This window comes from Streptococcus sp. oral taxon 058 str. F0407, assembly GCF_000235485.1.
Classification (GTDB): Bacteria; Bacillota; Bacilli; order Lactobacillales; family Streptococcaceae; genus Streptococcus.
In genome coordinates, this window is record NZ_JH378888.1 from 346,198 (window position 1) to 364,318 (window position 18,121).

17 protein-coding genes and 1 pseudogene are annotated in these 18,121 nt (G+C 39.3%); 1 reads left to right on the top strand and 17 read right to left on the bottom strand.

Translation table 11 applies throughout. From position 1 onward, the window contains the following. Positions 1-5: 5 nt before the first annotated feature. Positions 6-761: an ABC transporter permease gene (locus tag HMPREF9184_RS06170; protein ID WP_000581975.1), complete on the top strand. Its 756-nt coding sequence runs from the start codon at positions 6-8 to the stop codon at positions 759-761. Positions 762-803: 42 nt separating this feature from the next. Here HMPREF9184_RS06170 and HMPREF9184_RS06175 read toward each other — a convergent pair whose 3' ends face one another. From HMPREF9184_RS06175 to HMPREF9184_RS09960, 17 genes and pseudogenes are all read right to left on the bottom strand, one after another. Continuing rightward, on the bottom strand, positions 804-1,682 hold the full coding sequence (locus HMPREF9184_RS06175) for a sensor histidine kinase (RefSeq protein WP_000639373.1): 879 nt from the start codon (positions 1,680-1,682) through the stop codon (positions 804-806). Then, the gene (locus HMPREF9184_RS06180) at positions 1,679-2,380 is read right to left on the bottom strand and encodes a response regulator transcription factor (protein ID WP_001062870.1); all 702 of its coding nucleotides are present in this window, start codon (positions 2,378-2,380) and stop codon (positions 1,679-1,681) included. Before HMPREF9184_RS06180 ends, HMPREF9184_RS06175 begins: the two co-directional genes overlap by 4 nt. 104 nt (positions 2,381-2,484) lie before the next feature. Further along, entirely contained in the window at positions 2,485-3,222 is a 738-nt protein-coding gene (locus tag HMPREF9184_RS06185) for a TraX family protein (protein ID WP_000759199.1), read from the bottom strand. Positions 3,223-3,366: 144 nt separating this feature from the next. Beyond that, positions 3,367-4,242, bottom strand: a complete 876-nt coding sequence (aguB, locus tag HMPREF9184_RS06190; RefSeq protein WP_001246744.1) for an N-carbamoylputrescine amidase — start codon at positions 4,240-4,242, stop codon at positions 3,367-3,369. A gap of 9 nt (positions 4,243-4,251) precedes the next feature. Beyond that, a complete protein-coding gene (gene aguA, locus HMPREF9184_RS06195; RefSeq protein ID WP_000969485.1) occupies positions 4,252-5,337 on the bottom strand; it encodes an agmatine deiminase in 1,086 nt (361 codons plus the stop codon). Further along, positions 5,334-6,461, bottom strand: a complete 1,128-nt coding sequence (nspC, locus tag HMPREF9184_RS06200; RefSeq protein WP_001047589.1) for a carboxynorspermidine decarboxylase — start codon at positions 6,459-6,461, stop codon at positions 5,334-5,336. Before nspC ends, aguA begins: the two co-directional genes overlap by 4 nt. Further along, entirely contained in the window at positions 6,461-7,720 is a 1,260-nt protein-coding gene (locus HMPREF9184_RS06205; protein ID WP_000088763.1) for a saccharopine dehydrogenase family protein, read from the bottom strand. The genes nspC and HMPREF9184_RS06205 overlap by 1 nt, the downstream gene beginning before the upstream one ends. Further along, positions 7,717-8,577, bottom strand: a complete 861-nt coding sequence (gene speE, locus HMPREF9184_RS06210; RefSeq protein ID WP_000366730.1) for a polyamine aminopropyltransferase — start codon at positions 8,575-8,577, stop codon at positions 7,717-7,719. Before speE ends, HMPREF9184_RS06205 begins: the two co-directional genes overlap by 4 nt. Continuing rightward, positions 8,578-10,038, bottom strand: coding sequence for an aminotransferase class I/II-fold pyridoxal phosphate-dependent enzyme (locus HMPREF9184_RS06215; RefSeq protein ID WP_001228364.1), 1,461 nt, complete (start codon positions 10,036-10,038; stop codon positions 8,578-8,580). Positions 10,039-10,729: 691 nt separating this feature from the next. Then, positions 10,730-11,581, bottom strand: coding sequence for a CbrC family protein (locus HMPREF9184_RS06220; protein WP_001070499.1), 852 nt, complete (start codon positions 11,579-11,581; stop codon positions 10,730-10,732). 31 nt (positions 11,582-11,612) lie between these two features. Beyond that, the gene (locus HMPREF9184_RS06225) at positions 11,613-12,119 is read right to left on the bottom strand and encodes a YfbM family protein (RefSeq protein WP_000525333.1); all 507 of its coding nucleotides are present in this window, start codon (positions 12,117-12,119) and stop codon (positions 11,613-11,615) included. A 91-nt stretch (positions 12,120-12,210) separates the two neighbouring features. Further along, positions 12,211-12,391: pseudogene (locus HMPREF9184_RS09955) on the bottom strand (hypothetical protein). 19 nt (positions 12,392-12,410) lie between these two features. After that, positions 12,411-13,286, bottom strand: coding sequence for a DUF4300 family protein (locus HMPREF9184_RS06235; protein ID WP_000831508.1), 876 nt, complete (start codon positions 13,284-13,286; stop codon positions 12,411-12,413). Positions 13,287-13,445: 159 nt separating this feature from the next. Next, positions 13,446-15,185, bottom strand: a complete 1,740-nt coding sequence (locus HMPREF9184_RS06240) for a glycoside hydrolase family 13 protein (protein WP_000423949.1) — start codon at positions 15,183-15,185, stop codon at positions 13,446-13,448. A 176-nt stretch (positions 15,186-15,361) separates the two neighbouring features. Further along, positions 15,362-15,853 (bottom strand): hypothetical protein, encoded by a 492-nt coding sequence (locus HMPREF9184_RS06245; protein WP_001086570.1) that lies wholly within the window; start codon positions 15,851-15,853, stop codon positions 15,362-15,364. Between the two features lie 62 nt (positions 15,854-15,915). Continuing rightward, the gene (locus tag HMPREF9184_RS06250; protein WP_000710120.1) at positions 15,916-16,797 is read right to left on the bottom strand and encodes a diacylglycerol/lipid kinase family protein; all 882 of its coding nucleotides are present in this window, start codon (positions 16,795-16,797) and stop codon (positions 15,916-15,918) included. A 234-nt stretch (positions 16,798-17,031) separates the two neighbouring features. Further along, a complete protein-coding gene (locus HMPREF9184_RS09960) occupies positions 17,032-17,970 on the bottom strand; it encodes a hypothetical protein (RefSeq protein WP_000616903.1) in 939 nt (312 codons plus the stop codon). Between the last annotated feature and the right edge of the window lie 151 nt (positions 17,971-18,121).

Below are 18,121 nucleotides of genomic sequence, written 5' to 3' on the forward strand. Positions count from 1 at the left end.
AAATCATGATACACACCATTCAAGCAGATTTTTACCGTCTCTTTCGCTCCAAAGGATTCTGGATTACAGAATTCATTCTCTTTGTACTTATGTTAATGGGTGCTACTATTGGCGCTACAGGACATCTGATGTCAGTAAATACTACACCTGAAACAGAATTTCCGACAAAAGGTTGGGACGGCATCCAAGCTCTTATCAACGCGTCTAGCAATGGTTCAAATCTCGTTTTTCTCTGCATCATTCTGGCATGCCTCGTTCTTGGAGTTGATTTAATCGGCAAACTCTATAAAAATAGTTTGACAGTTGGCGTTTCTCGTACAGAGTTTTTCCTTGCTAAATCCTTTGTTCTAGCAAGTATCGCTTTCTTACAACTTATCCTTAGCCTTGTTATTGCCTTTATTCCAGCAACTATCTTAAATGGATTTGGAACCATGCCTGATGGATTTATTGGCAATCTATTGATAACCATTTCCCTTCAATTTCTTTGCCTCCTTGCTTGGCTTTCCATCGTTTCCTTCATTCTCTATGTTAGTCACTCTTATCTAGCGGTATTTATTGGTTATTTGGTCAGCTCTATCTTACTTTCTATGCCAATGCTCATTTTTCCAAATATCAAAATTTTACCATATTTATCATTGCAATTCGCCTATGATATGACTGCTAATAGTGAGTCAATTTTCTACACATTTATAGTTAGCCTAGCTGTTATTGTAATCTTTAATATGAGTGGACTGACAGTTTTCAAAAAGAAAAGTCTATAAAAAAATGACCTCCTCTATGCCTACAGAGGAGGTTTCTTTTCGTTAAAAATAAATGAAAACCGACAACCACTGCCCATCTGTGCTCAGTTTCATCTCCGCTCCAAGAAGATGAACCAATTCCTCGGTAATATAGAGACCTAAACCAGAGGATTCTTCTGTGTCTGATAGATTTTCAGAATAAAAACGATTGCTGAGATTGTCTATATTCTTGATAGGTTTTTTAACAAGATTATCGATTTCTAAAACAATCCCTTTTTCTCCCTTTTTCAAAGAAAGCCGAGCCTTTTCCTTGCCGTGCTTGAAAACATTTCCAAGGAGGTTTTGTAAAATTCTATCCAGTAAGTCTTCATCAGTCGTCGTTTTCAATCCTGGTTCAACGTTAAAATCAAGAACAATATGTGAAGACTGAAAAACGTCATAATAGGCTAAAGTCTTCTTTGTTATAAAAGTTGATAAATCAAGTTCTTCCAGTTTCGGTTTGACTGCTCCTTCCATCAAATGACGGTATTCAAGGAGAGCCTCCAAACGTTTAGAAACCAAATCAAGGTGATGGGCTATTTTGTTTAACGTTTCTGGATTAGGTTCAGGATTTTTTATCAGTTGCTGAGTATATCCTGAAGCGATTGTTAAAGGTGTCCGAATATCATGAGCGATGTTACTGATTGCCATATCTAGGGTGCGTTTTTCCTGCTTCATGATGAGCTGATTCTGTTCCACTTCTTGAAATAGATTTTCAATTTGGTTATGTAGACGCAAAATAGTCTTTGAAAAGAAATTTACACCGATCCTCTTCATGCTACCAGAGCGAATCTTCTCTTCAATTTGTCTGCTTAAATCTCTAACTGCTAGATGATAGCGAATCAAAGACACTGACAAAATGATGTTAATGAGGAACACCAGAGATAGCAAAATATAAATCATTGCTTGTCTCCTTTTAATCGTACACCAACTCCCCAAATGGTTTCGATGTATTCGTGATTTGGATCCAGTTGATGCAGTTTTTTACGGAGATTGCTTAGATGGGTGTTGAGTGTATTATCTCCAGGCAGGTAACTTTCTTCCCAAATCAATTCATAGAGTTCTTCCTTTGTGAAGATCTTTTTAGGATGATGGAGCAAGATTTGGAGAATTTGACATTCTTTCTTTGCAAGGCGAATGGTTTCAGTTACGCTACTTATTTCAAAACTATCTGCATCAAACTGGATATTTTTAAAGTTTTGTACGAGGTTATCAATTTCTCTTCGATCTCCTGACTGATGTTCACCACTTTGGCGTAATTGCACGGTGACTCTGGCAAAGACTTCGTCCAAATCAAAAGGTTTTACTACATAATCATTGGCACCGTCTAGTAGATATTGGCTGATGAGCTTTTTATCACCTAAAGCAGTAAGCATGATGACCGGAGTCTGACTAGTTTGTCGAATAGCTTGCAAGACTTGGTCACCATTTTTCCCAGGAAGCATGATATCTAGCAAAACGAGATCAATGCCACCTTTATCAAATTGCATGATACCTTCTGTGCCTGAAAATGCTTGAATCACCTCATGTTCCTCAGTAAGAAGGATTTTTAAAATCTCCTGAATTTCATTATTATCTTCAATAACCAATATCTTAGCCATAAATAACGTCCTTTCTAAAACTATTATAACATGTTTTATTAGGAATTCCAGATACAGAAAAACTCCTCTCACATTTTAAGCAAGAAAGAGCTAATAAATTGAATCTATTTAACCAAATAAGCAATCAGGGTAATAATCCATAAATGGGCTGGGTAGAAAATATAAAAGAAATACTTATTCCATATAGTTTGTTCACCACGCTCCCCATTATACAAGGCCATAAAAGGAAAAACAGTGATAAAGAGCCAGTCAGAGTTGTAAAGCATCATTTCCAGTGTTTGATACCATGTGTCATAGATTTGGATAGAAGTCACTAATAGGAAGGCCCAAAGGAGAGTATAGAGGAGATTTCGCAATCCCTTACGATTTCGACAAGAGTAACTAATCAAGAGAAATGGTAGCATGGTAATGCCACCCTCAGTAAAAAGACAACCGAAAATCAAGAGACCAGCAACTCCAATCCGACGCCATAACCTCTCTTTTTGATTCATCTCTTTTCGAGGAAAACCAAGCCAAAGCATGGTGACACCGATGGACAAAGTTAAGAAAATGTTATTATTAACCATTACTCCCTTAGAGGCAAACAGGGCATTGAGCAGACTATTGCCTGCGAACATGATAAGCGCCCAACTCCAGAGACGAATGAGGTAGTTTTTCAAATTTCGAGTATGGATGAAGCCTTCCATAGCCATATAGGCAAACCAAACTCCCACACAACGGGTCAAGGCGTGAAGAATACCTTCCCACATAGGAGAAATAATTCCGGTGATATGAGGAATATGGTCTAAAACCATTATTGCAGCCATCAGATACTTCAACTGCGTCGCATTCCATTTTTTCATAATAAACCTCTTTCTTTTTGATCTACATAGAGTATAGCATACATTTCCACGTATAATCGTACACCCATCTTACATTTAAAAAGCCTATCTTACATTTTTGTAAGACAGGCGTGAATATCAAAAGTTTATTATGAAATTTACTTTCTAGTCGGTAATCCGTTGGTACATTTCTGGTCTTCTATCTCGAAATAGTCCCCAGTTGAGGCGTTCGCTTGCTCCCTTGTCAAGGTCATAAGTTGCTAACAGAACAGCCTCACCTTGCCTTTCAGCTCGCTCTAGAATAGCTCCTGTTTCATCCGTCATAAAGGACGAACCGTAGAAGTCAAGACTAGAACTTTGTCCACCATTTTCCGCACTAGGAGAGACTTCCTCCAAACCATAACGATTGGCTGCAATGACTGGAACAATATTTGCTGCTGCGTGCCCCTGCATGGTACGTTGCCAATGACCACAACTATCTGTATCTAAAATTGGTTCTGAACCAATGGCTGTAGGATAAAAGAGTAATTCTGCTCCATTTAACGCAAGACAACGGGCTGTTTCAGGGAACCATTGATCCCAACAGATGCCGATGCCAATCTTAGCGTAGCGCGTATCCCAGACTTTGAAACCAGTGTTACCAGGCGTGAAATAAAACTTTTCTTGATAGTAATGATCATCTGGTATGTGGGTCTTCCGATAAACTCCTAACACTTCCCCATCTGCGTCAATGACAGCGATAGAGTTATACAAGACATTGCCATCTTTTTCATAGAAACTGATCGGTAAAACAACTTCTAGTTCTTTAGCAAGCACTTTAAAATGCTGAATGGCTGTATTTTCTGTCACCGACTGGGCATACTGGTAGTAGTCATACTGGCGTTCCTGACAGAAATAGGGACGTTCAAACAGCTCCGGCAAGAGAATGATTTGTGCGCCTTGTTTTGCAGCTTGGCGAACTAAACGTTCCGCTGTTTGGATATTCGTTTCCACATCCTTAGCACATTGCATCTGGATCGCTGCAACTCTTACATTTCTCATCTTTTTCTCCTATTCTGGGATTTGTTGGGTGATACAGTGGATATTGCCACCACCTAACAGAATATCTCTGGCTGGAATTCCGACAACTTTGCGGTCTGGGAAACACTTGCTGAGGATATCTAAGGCCACTTGGTCGTTTACATCCTCAAACTGTGGGACTAAGACAGCCTTGTTGGCAATATAGAAATTGATATAGGAAGCTGCAAGACGCTCGCCCTCATAACGCTCCTCTTCCCCTTCTTCATAGGTATAGCCTGGTAAATTCTCTTTAGTAACAACCTGACGAATAGCTGGGATAGGAAGCTTATGAACTGTGAAGGGACGGCCTTTTGCATCTGTCTCTTGCTCTAACAGTTCGAAATCTGCTTTTGACATAGCATACTGGGGATCGTTTTGATTGTCTGTCCATGCCAAGACAAGCTCTGCAGGACCAACAAAGGCAGCAACGTTGTCAACGTGTTCATTGGTTTCGTCCTGATAAATACCATAAGGAAGCCAAATAACTTTTTTAGCTCCAAGGCTCTCTAATAAGGTATTCTCGATTTCCTCTTTAGTCAGGTGAGGATTACGACCAGGACTAAGCAAGCAACTTTCAGTCACGAGAATCGTTCCTTGACCATCGCTATGTATTGCGCCGCCTTCTAGTACAAAAGGTTTAGCATCATAAACGGGCATTTCCAAGGCCTCAGCAAAACGACTAGCTACTTGGTCATCTGCTTCATAGTCTTGATAGAGACCATCTACAGCTCCACCCCAAGCATTAAAAGACCAGTCCACTGCCAACTTTTCCCTTTTATCATTGACGAGAATGGTCGGACCAGTATCACGCGCCCAGGCATCATTTGTCGGAATATCTAAATAAACAACCTTGTCTCCTAGATAAGATTGGGCTTCAGATAGATAATCCTGCTCCACCAAAAGATAAACTCTTTCCCTTTCTGCTATGGTCTTGATAATCTGGCTAAATGCTTTTTTGGCAGCCTTTCCTTGAAAGGGCCATGAACCTGATCGAGTCGGCCAGATCATGAGGGTTCCATGATGTGGTTCGTACTCTGCTGGCATACGATAGCCTAATTTTTTTGGACTGTCCATCATGATAATCTCCCTTTAAAGTCTTGATAGTCGAAGGCTTTGACTAAGCTGCAGTTACCTTGCTCGTCCATGAGATAGAGACTTGGCAAGCCAATACCGTTAAAGGTATTATTTTTTACAAAAGAGTAAATAGCCATGTCTTCGAAATAGAGTCTGTCACCGATTTGGACAGGATTTTCAAAACTATAGTCGCCAATCACATCACCCGTTAGACAGGTATTGGAAGAAAGTCTATAGGTATGGGCTTTTTTCTGAGCCTCAAATCCATTTCTCAAAGGTGGACGATAGGGCATCTCAAGTACATCTGGCATATGGCATGTCGCGGACGCATCTAAAACCAAGATATCCATACCGTTTTCTACAATATCCAATACTTCAGTTGCTAGATAACCCGCATTGAGCGCAATAGCTTCACCCGGCTCGATATAGACGTCAAGATTGTAAGTTTCTCGGATACGCTTGATTTCAGAAATCAACAGATCCACATCATAGTCTTCTCTTGTGATGTGGTGTCCGCCACCCATATTGAGCCATTTAACTTGATGTAAGTACGAACCGAACTGCTCTTCTACTGCTTTCAAGGTTGTCTCTAAATCATCTGCCCCTTGCTCACAAAGGGTATGAAAATGAAGACCATCCACCAAGTTCAGCAAATCACTCGGTATCTTGTCTAGGGTAACTCCAAAACGGGAGCCAGGTGCACAAGGGTCATAGAGCGCGTGGTCACCTTGCGTTGAACATTGAGGGTTGATGCGCAGACCCACACTAATACCAGCCTCACGGCAACAGGGACCGTGTTTACGCAACTGTCTCTCCGAGTTGAAAACAATATGGTCCGTTATCTCCAGCAATTCCTCCAAGTCCGTATCCTTGAAAGCTGGCGCAAAGACATGGACTTCCCCTGGGAATTCTTCTCTAGCTAGCTTGGCTTCATAGAGACCACTAGCCGTCGTACCAGTGAGATACTGGCTAATCAAAGGATAGGTTTTATAAAGAGAATATGCCTTCTGGGCAAGCAAAACCTTGCAACCAGCTTCTTCTTGTACATATTGTAGAATGCGGCAGTTGGCTTCTAACTTTGCTAAGTCAATGACATAGGCTGGTGTTGGTACTTGTTCTAGATTCATTAGTCCACCATTTGTGGATTTTCAACCACAACCCATGGCAAACCATACTCATTCAAAGCTTCCATGAATGGATCTGGATCCAATTCTTCAAGGTTATAGACCCCGGGTTGTTTCCAAGTGCCATCCATCACTAATTTTGTCCCAATCATAGCTGGAACACCTGTTGTATAAGAAATTGCTTGTGAACCAACCTCAGCGTAGCATTCCTGATGGTCGCAAACATTGTAGATGTAGATGGTCTTTTCAACACCATCTTTGACCCCTGTAAAGATACAACCAATATTGGTTTTACCAACAGTGCGTGGGCCAAGGCTTGCAGGATCTGGAAGCAAGGCTTTCAAGAATTGAATTGGAACGATTTCTTGTCCGTTAAAATTGATCGCATCTGTACGAAGGAGACCAACGTTTTCTAAGCATTTCATGTGCGTGAGATAAGATTGACCAAAGGTCATAAAGAAACGAATCCGTTTGACACCTGGAATGTTCTTCGCCAATGATTCGATTTCTTCATGGTGAAGGAGATACATGTCTTTTTGTCCAACTTGAGGGAAATCATACTCACGTTTGATAGACATGGCTTCGACTTCTACCCACTTTCCATCTTCCCAGTAAGAACCTGGCGCAGAAACCTCGCGTAGATTGATTTCTGGGTTAAAGTTTGTCGCAAATGGATAACCGTGGTCCCCACCATTACAGTCTAAAATGTCGATATAGTGGATTTCGTCAAAGTAGTGTTTGAGAGCATAAGCTGAAAAGACACTAGTCACCCCTGGGTCAAAACCAGAACCAAGCAGAGCAGTCAGGCCTGCTTCTTTGAATTTATCTTGGTAAGCCCATTGCCATGAGTAATCAAAGTAGGCTGTAAAACCAAGCTCCTTACAGCGTTTCTCATAAATAGCACGCCATTCAGGATCTTCTGTGTCCTCTGCCTCATAGTTGGCAGTATCGATATAGTGGACTCCAGTTGCTAAACAAGCATCCATAATGGTCAAGTCTTGGTATGGTAAAGCTACGTTCAAAACGGCTTCTGGCTTGTAGCTTTCAATCAAAGCAATCACTTCTTCAACCTTGTCAGCGTCAAGGGCAGCTGTTTCAATCTTTGTACTTGTTTTGCCTTCTAATTTAGCCTTCAAATCATCACATTTTGACTTTGTACGACTAGCAATCATAATCTCTGTAAATGTTTCGCTATCTTGGCAAATCTTTGAAATAGCAACTTGGGCAACGCCCCCACATCCGATAACTAATAGACGACTCATTTTTTCCCTTCCTCTTCTTCTAAAATGTCTTCTACATACTTAGGCAACATAAAGGCTCCCACATGTAAGTTTGCAGTGTAGTATTCTGTGAAAAGCTGGCGTTTTTTCCAGCCTTCCTTATCAAAATCTTTAACAGGGTGGTATTTTTTCGATGCAAATCCAAATAGCCAATAGCCAGCTGGACTGGTTGGGATGTGCGCCTGATAAACCCGACTGATTGGAAAGGCTTGATTGACCTTACGGTGCATGCTTCGGCAAGCTGACTCATCCTCGTCAAAGAAGGGACTCCCATGCTGATAAATCATGATGCCGTCTTCTTTCAAGGCTCTGTAACTGTTTCCGTAAAATTCCTTGGTAAAGAGCCCTTCCGTATGTCCAAATGGATCTGTCGCATCGTTGATGATAATATCGTAGTCATCTTCACAGTTTCGTAAAAAGCGTAGCCCATTTTGATAATAAATGGTAACACGAGGATCATCTAGCCCCACAGCAAAGTCTGGAAAATACTCACGACAGACCTCAACCAACATCTCATCTGGTTCCACAATATCAATTTGCTCCAGTTCAGGATAGAGAGTTAATACTTGAGCAACACCACCGTCACCACCCCCAATAACCAAGACTTTCTTGGGATTGGGATGCACAGCCATGGGAACGTGAACGGTCATTTCGTTGTAAACAAAATCATCCGCATCTGAAAACAAGACATGCCCATTTAAAATCAGTATTTTCCCAAAAGCTGGCGTATCCAAGACTTCGATATCCTGCCATTCACTTTTACCAGCGTAGAGTTGCTTGGCTGTTCTCAGGGATAATTTCACATCTGGAGTATGAACTTCAGAAAACCATAAATCCATCTAGTTCTCCTTTCTCTTAATGACGTTGATGTGATTGACCTCTGGATCTTCCGTCCCTTGAAGGGAGCAACCACGTTCCTTGGCAAACTGGATATAGTCTACAATTTCTCGTGTAATGCGTTCACCTGGTGCTAGGATTGGAATCCCTGGAGGATAGCACATGACAAATTCTCCACAGACCTGTCCAACAGACTCATCTAAGGTCAAACTTCTTCTCTCTGAATAGAAGGCTTCTTGTGGAGACAGTACTAACTCGGGCTGAATATATTCTCCAGCTATCAAGTCTTTTCCATCTCTCGAATAAAGTCTCTTAATATCAGCCAAAGCGCCGACCAAACGCTCGATGTCTTGGATGCGGTCACCAATCGAAATATAGGCTAAGATATTGCCGATATCACCAAACTCGATCTGAATGTCGTATTCGTCTCGTAGGAGGTCGTAAACCTCAATACCTGTTAAGCCAATACCCTGAGTGTAAACTGACAGCTTTGTCACGTCAAAATCACAAACAGACACTCCGTCTATTAACTCTTTTGAGTAGGCATAGTAACCACCGATAGCATTGATTTCACGACGAGCGTACTCGGATAGCTCAATGACTTTCTCAAATGACTCTTTACCACGAAGAACCAGGTTGCGACGTGAAATATCCAAACTAGACATTAACAAGTATGAGGCGGATGTTGACTGGGTCAGATTTATAATCTGACGAACGTACTCAGGATTCATCTGCTCCCCGATAAGTAAAATGGAGCTTTGGGTCAAACTCCCACCAGACTTATGCATAGAGACCGCTGCCATATCAGCGCCAACGTCCATAGCAGATAGTGGCAATTTATCTGTAAAATGCAGATGAGCTCCATGGGCTTCGTCCACTAAAACAAGCATGCCAGCTTCATGAGCCATTTCCGTCAAACCTTTAAGATCTGAACAAATCCCATAGTAGGTTGGATTGTTGATTAGGATAGCCTTGGCATCTGGATGTTCCTTTATAGCTTGAGCTACTCGGTCATTTTCGAGTCCCAAAGCAATTCCGATTTTAGGATCTACACTCATCTCGATATAGATGGGAATGGCACCACATAGAACCAATGCATTAATAGCAGATTTGTGGACATTACGCGGCAGAATAATCTTATCTCCAGCCTTGCAGGTAGAAAGAATCATGGTTTGAACAGATGATGTTGTTCCCCCAATCATTAAGAATGCGTGGGCTGCTCCAAAAGCATCAGCTGCTAGCTCCTCTGCATCCCGAATAATCGAAATGGGATGGCCTAAATTATCCAAGGGTTTCATAGAATTGACATCAATGCCAACACATTTTTCTCCCAACAATTCAACAAGTTCTGGATTTCCCCGTCCGCGTTTGTGACCTGGTACATCAAAGGGAACAATCCGTTTTTTTCGTAGCTTAATCAGACCTTCATAAATAGGTGCCTGATTCTGATCTAACTTTCTCAAGACATACTCCTTTACCATATTTTTAAAGCCTTAAAAGATGAAGGCGACCAAAGCTTGACTTATGAAAAAAGAGCAGGTTTTCACCTGCTCTGCAATCTTCTGACGTGTTTATTTTGGTTTCTGTTGAGTATGTCTGTTCCCGATGTTTCCTAACTCTCTAGTAGCAAATATTACGTACTTTATTGATCGTTTCACAAGATGACGTGTGCTTTCACCACACTAAAATTTATGAATTAGGACAAGTGTCCTAACATCAACTTATAAAAGTAGGCTTTTAACCCTATCAATAATGTGGCTTTTCAACCACGCTTCGGCATTCAACCCTGCCTGTCCGTAGGCATTTTTTACTCGGGTTTATATTTGCTAGAAAACATCTTCTCATTTTCTAAGCCTCATAACTATATCATGTTTACACAAGTTTGTAAAGTATTTTGTGAAAGTTTTTTTTAAAAAAATAATTTTTGTTCGTATTTTTAATATATCTAAAAATTAAAAACTATTTCAAATTTGCCTTTAAATAATAAAATAGGAACTAGGTTTGGTAGCTCCTATTCTTCATATGATGATTTAAAAGATAATAAAAGTATACTATGAAACAATGCACCAGTTTTCATATTCTAAAATTAAATTAGAGATTAGACATTAAAAGAATACAAAGGAATGTATATTAATGTAATTGTATCATTAAAATTTAATCAGTATCAACCCCGATCTGGTATTTTTGACAGTGAAGGCATCTAAAAAGGTAGCCACAAAGAGAGCCATCCTTAACCAAGTATTCTTCAATATCTTGATATTCTCCACGCTCTTCATAGTCTGCCAAGACTTGCTCGGCAATTCCCATGGCCTTTAATTCTCGAGTGCCAACTGTACCCAAATAAGCACAATAATCCTGGCAACAAGAAAGCCAATTTTCTCCCTGCCAACTAGAGTAGCCAGGAGTCTGGCAAAAAAGCACCTGGTCTTTTTCTGGATCCAATTCACCCTGACACTCAGCATCTTGAACAAATTCTGCATCGAATTTCTTTGCTGCTAGCCCGTTTGCAATACAAAATGGACAAAGATTTTTGATGTTGTCAATACAATAAGGCATCAAGTTATAAAATATATTGCTTTCTTTCCCACAAGATGGACAAAGCTTGGCTTCTCCCTCTACAAAAGCTCCCGTTGATAGAGGATCTGGATGGTAGATAAAATGTGGCAAAGACTGTGATAGCTCTGTTCTCTGCTTCTTCTCTTCTTTTCTTAGAGGACGAGGAAGGGCAAAGCGATCTCCATGGCTTTGACTCATCTCTGCTAAGTGAGCTAATTTTTTAATTTGTTTTCGATCTGGCTTAGTGATTATTTTGGTAAATAAATCATAGGCACTAGCGTAGAGACCTAATTGCTCATAGAGATCTACTAAGACTTTCTTCGCTTCCAAATCATCAGACTTAGCTAATTCATCAACTAATTCATAAAGAGCTGAGACACTTGGTAGATTGCCCTCCTGGGCTATATATTGCTTCTTTAAAGTAATGTATTTTTGTAAATATGGATTCATAGGATTACCTTTCTAATGGATTATAAAAACCTTAACAAATAGTCACTAAGACATTTCCCTTGAAATCTAAGATTTTCTTGTAAAAGTCTTTCATTTTTACAAAGCTGGTTCGAATATCATCCTTGATTTCTTCCTCTTCTTCAAGATAATCCCAAATATCGGGGTATAACTCTGCCTTCTTGCATGCTTCCATGCTAAAGTCTCCCAGAGCCCTATCCATGTCAAAACTTTCTAGAGCTTCTACGATCTCGGCTATCTTGTTTTTTTCAGTATAGGCTATGTATTCAGACACTTCTTCTAAAGGAGTCACTCCCAAGACAGCTTCTCTCAAAGGATCGTCATCCATAAATTCTGAACTACTAAAGCCTGTCATAACAAAGAGTAAGGCGTCCCACATTTTGTCAATATCTATTAACGTCTCATTTTCCTTAGTAGAATCCTCTACTAAGTCAAACAATTCCTCTTCCTGACGAGAATCTGGCACTATTTGGCTTAATTCATTGTCAGATAGATATTGATAATTAGCAATCATTCCCATAAAGTTTCCTCCTATTCGTTTCTTAGGATAGCACTAATTTTACTAGTTAGCTTTCTTGAAAAGACATAATACTGTTTTTGGACTCTCCTCCTTATTTCAAATCCTCATCTTCCGTCACTTCCCAGACTTCTGACTGGTATCCCTCGCCGTCAATATCATAGCGCTGCATATAGCCTATAAATTTTCCTTTTTATTGCCTTACGAGGCTTGAGAATGTTTACAGCCCAGAATCCAATAAGAAGGACAACTAAAAGCGCCATTACTGTTTCCATCTCATCACCTTTGCCTACCTTAATACCCTTCAACCCACTTTTCATTGTCCATGATGAAAGGCTTAGCTAGTCCGTCACCTGTGTAATCCGCATATTTGGTGGATAGATACTTGTAACAGTCTTCCTTGGTCGCAAATTTGATGGCTTGATAAGGCTCTTCAAAAGTCAGTTTTTCAACAAATAAGAAACCCTCATCAGCTGGCACTAAAACACCAACGTGCCCGACAAAAAGATACTCTCCATCCAAATTGTCATGCAACACAACAGACAACATTCGAGCCTTGTCATTAAATTTAAACTGGGAGAAGAATTTCTCCATCTTCTGCGCGCGTACTTTTACATCCGTCGTTGGTTCCGTCTCCACCCTAGAAAATAGAATATCAAACTCTTCCTTGTCTTTCTCATCAAATAGCTTTCCCTTATCGATAGCATCGTTATCAACAAAAAGAAGCTGATCATTCTTTTCAAGTTTTGGAATTGTGACCGAATTTTTCAAGAGCGCATAGCTATTAATACGGCAGTTGGTCCCGACAAAGTCACCCTTTTTTTGATTCCAGAGATTGCTGATTTTCTCTACATCGTATTCCGTTTTTGTAAAGGAGGCAAAATCACCACTTAAACCAGTGGAGCCGACAGTCGCATTATAGTCTGTAACAAGATTGAAAAATGCCTCAACACTGTTTTGATCCAAGTGAGCTGATAAGAGAGATTTGACCTCTTCGGTACTGACCTGACTGTTTAGATTGGTATATGAAGCCTTCCAAGGAACTTTATCTGAACTGGTCTGTGACTGATTTGTAGCTTCAGTACTCGTATTATTTTGGTGACAAGCAGCCAATCCAAGAAATAACGACAAGCACAGTCCTATGGCTACTACTTTTTTCGTTCGTTTCATGCAATTCTCCTTCTAAAGCACAAGTCTCTCTTTCTCTTTAAACACCCTTCACTAATCCCTCATCCAGTAATCTGTGACTTAGCTATATTATACTACATAAATAGAAAAAAGACTGGAACGAATGGTTGCCCGTCATTACAGTCTTTTTAATCATATTTTTTATTGAATGACAAATCCTTTTGGCAAAATCACCAGTTGCTGCTCCAATTCTTGGCAATGACTGGCTAGTGCTACAGAATTACGATCTACAAGATAGGTTTCAGTTGATTGGTTAAAAATAGCTTGGATTTTTTGTCTATCATAATTCCTTTCGAGAGCAAGCACGTCCGACTTGATTTCTTTCAGGCTATATGTTCCATGTTGGATAATGTCTGAAACACTCTTGCGAATCTGAATCAATTTCTTCATGAAATTAAGCATCTCGTTGCTTTCGGAAACACGTTCCCAAGGCATAACGCGACGACAATCTGGATCTGGTCCTCCATCTAACTCTAACTCAGTTCCATAGTAGAAACACGGCGTCCCCCTTTGCAAGAAGAGGCAGGCGAGAGCAGACTTAACAAGCTGGGTATCTCCTTTGGCCGTTGCCAAAATGCGCTCCGTATCGTGAGAATCCAGAAGATTGAACATCACTTCCGAAATCTGCTGTCTATAGTACATAGACTGGCTATTGATTTCATCGATAAATTGATAAGGCTTCTTAACCCCTCGTAAGAAATAATCCTTGATGCTGTCAGAGAGAGGATAGTTCATGACTGCGTGAAATTCATCGCCATTTAGCCAAGGCTGAGAAGTGTGCCAGACCTCTCCAAGGATATAAAGGTCAGGCTTTTTAGTCAAGACAGCCTTCCGGAAATCTCTCCAAAATTGGTGGTTGACTTCATTTGCCACATCCAAGCGCCAAGCATCGATATCAAACTCTTCAATCCAGTAGGTCGCAACGCTTAGCAAATAGTCCCTCACTTGAGGATTTGCCGTATTGAGCTTGGGCATATAGCTCTCAAAGGCAAAGGTATGGTAGGATAGTTCTCTTTTATTAACAAGATTTTCTTTAACTACTGGAAAGTCTTGAATATGGAACCAGTCTTTATAAAAGGAATCTTGACCGTGTTTGAGGACATCCTGCCACTGTGGAGATTGGTCTCCGATATGGTTGAAAACAGCATCCAGCATGATTTTCATGCCTCTCTGATGGGCCTGATCTACCAGTTTACGGAAGGTTTTCTTGTCTCCAAAATGACGGTCAATTTCAAAATAATCCGTCGTATTGTACTTGTGATTGCTTGGAGATTCGAAAATCGGACAGAGATAAAGACCCGTAATGCCCAAGTCCTGCAAGTAATCCAGATGGTCAATAATCCCCTGTAAATCACCACCAAAGAAATCCTTACTTTTAGGTTTGATAGAGGAATCCCAAGCTAGAGAACCTTCTGGTGAAATCTCAGGATTGCCATTAGCAAAGCGTTCTGGGAAAATCTGGTACCATACCGTCTCTGCTACCCAGTCAGGAACATGGCAAGCATCAATCTCATGGATATAGGGAATTTTAAAGCCGTTTCCTTCGTAATGAAGGTTTTCTAGCGTATTTTCAACACATCCCTTGTCGCCATATAAAATCTTCTGACCTTTCTTATCCTTGAGTTCAAAGAGATACTGGAGTCGTGCATAGCCGACTGTAACCTCCACCTGCCAGTAATCAAACAAAACATCGGAGGTAACTTTGGTCATCTCCTTGATTGCTTCATAACGGTCCTCTATAAAGATAAACGGATCTCCATAATGTAAGTTAATGCTTTCGATATCATCTTTCTTGGTCCGGATACGAATGTGCATTGTCTTGTCTTTATAAAGATAAGCATACTCCGACTCTGGTCTGTGGTAAATGGCTGTTAATTCCATTGTTCTGTCTCCTAATTTACTTCTATTCATCTTAATGCGCAAACGTTTTCATAATCGTAACCCTAGTATACTACTTTCGTATTTTATTTGCAAGGTTTGCTCGTAGTTTCGAGTGGTTTGTTTCTATAAATAAAAAATCAGCCAGTCTTACAACTTACTACTTTTCAAATGATGATTTACAAATGACTTTCCAGCCACTCAATTTTTTTAAAATCCTTATTGTTATTGTGCTCATTTCGATAAGAATCTTGGGAAGAAGCCTTGTAAATACTTAAATACTGTTCTAGATTTGGGACACGAAACGTGATATCTTCGAGATGAATAATCTCTATATCCGATTCCAAAACTCCTGCAAAATCAGGTAAGGAATCGATACTTCCAAATTCAACGCTCACACCATCCTTTTGGAATTCATGCTCATGAATATCTATTAAGGCGTAGCCTAAGTGTTTCATAACTTTCATTATCTTGTCCCAGTCATAAATCCTGAGATGATCAGGTGCTTCCCAACCTCTAGGGTCACCAGGCACATGAATGTCAATGTCAGACGGCCCCCATTCTTCATTTGAACGGTATTCAAACCCCAAAGACCCCATTAGCGTCGGTGTGATTCCAACTTGGTTTAAATGAGAACAAATTATTCGAAATTCATCAAATAGAGAATTCATTCCTCCTCCAATCGTTGATATAAAATCGATTTCTTTGTGAAAGATAAACTAACTTCTACCTTCTACTCTTTCGGTTTCGAAAATACTTCTACTCGCTGAGCTAGGACTTTAATTTCTACAGGTAGGTTATCAGATTTATCGCCGTCAACATCTGACTCCAATTCACTATCTGAAGAGATCTTAATAGTACGCGCTCTGATATACTCAATATTATCATTGCCGACAACATCTCCTTTTAGTAAATCAGGAATAACGGATAATTTAGAAAATATAGAAGCATCTTTTAGAATCAAAATATTGGCATAGCCATCTTTGTTTTCTTCGAAGATTTTCTTATCAGCGAAGTAATTTGTTAATAGAACCAAAACATGACTAGCTTCACCAACATAATTTCCATTTTCAGTCTCAACCTTAATGTTAAAGGTCTGATCCGTCATGACAGACTTCATGGTATTTACAGCATAGGCAAGAATACCAAATTTTGTCTTGTCTTCAATTTCAACATTATGAATCGCTTCAGGCAGAGAACCGATACTAAAGATATAACCGAAATAATTGTCATTCGCTTTACCGATATCAATCTTGTTGGTTAAGTTAAAATCGAGTTCATCAATCGCACCATCGATGTCTTGATTGATTTCCAACAGCTTCGTAATGAGGTTACCCGTCCCACCAGGGATAATCCCTAACTTAGGAATGTAGTCTTTCTCAGCAATACCTGAAATCACTTCATTAACCGTCCCGTCTCCACCAAACACAATCACTGCATCGTACTTCTCACGTGAAGCTTCCTCAGCAAAGTGTGTTGCATCAAGCGCTTTTTCAGTGATTTTGGTTTCTACGTGCTCAAAATAATCTTTGGCTTTATTCTCCAGTTTGACTTTATAATCCAAAGCCTTTTCCCCACCAGAGGTAGGGTTGATAATTACCATTGCTTTTTTCATTGATAATACTCCTTTATTTTTAAATAGAAATGTTAGTGTAACTACATCAGTCATTACATATAATGATATTATATAATGAAACCTCAGAAAAGAGAACCCTGACGTACTGGAGATTGATTTATTAAAACATAGACAAAGAGTTTACTAATAATTTCAAGCATATAAAACATAGGTTAAATAAAGATTAGCAGATAATATCAGACGAATAGCTCCAAAATATTGTCAGTTACCTATCTAAAATAAAGAAACCATTTTATTAATCTGTCCACCATTAAATCCAGCTTGCGCGAAAATTTCTTTAAAAATTCCTTTTACCTCATCCTCTTCCTTTTTCTTCCAATCCCCATGAAATTTATTCTCGATTCGGTAACTTCTTTGAATAATCACTTTTACATGATTGATTAAAAATTCTTTTGCTAATTTATTATTATTTTTTTGAAGACGACCTAAGTAACGACCACTTAATGAAAAAACATAGTCTTCTTTGAAACTTGGAACAATATTCTTTATGATTAATCTATCCTTGTCAAAACAATCTTCAAAATAGTAATCCATGATGAATTTGTTTAGATCTTCTCCCCAGCTTTCTTTAATCCAATCTCTCCAGTTTTGATGGGAACCAGCTTTATGACAATCCATTATTGTATCCATTTTTAGAAGCCAGTTATCTGCTCCATGACTTCCAGGGGGGAAACTTTCCACCACTGGCATCATATTTCCACACCAATAGTAAACAATGGCAAAAGCTTTAAAATAAGGCTCCAAACCATTTGGTATCTCTAAATCACCTTTTAATATTCCGTCTTTTATCTCTTTACCACCTTTCAAGTTAGGTTCAACATTGGTAATTTTTTTATACGGAACAGTAATTGAAGTAAGGATGTCAGCCGTAAGTGCTATACCTTTCGATTTATTGCCAAGCAAATGAGCCCCCTTATATCCTGATTTTGATTTTTCTTTGTATGCTTCAATCTCATTATATTTTTGGGTATCCTTTAAATTATTATATTGATTAACTGAGTTTTGAAACTTAATAATCTTCCAATCATCTTCCTCATAAAAAGGATACTTCTTATAAAAATCCATTGCCTTTTTACGTACTTCAAATTCACAATTGACATTATCACTATCTGTAATATCTACTTTATTAATAAACTCATTTACTTGTATCATAAAATATCCTCCATATTTTTTATTATATAAATCCGTTTAAAAAGACAAATAGATGTGTGTAAATTTACACTAGCTCACTACTTACTCCGTCTTCAGAATAAATATCCTTGACTTGCTCAAAATCGCTTAAAATGATTGTAGCTTACTTTAA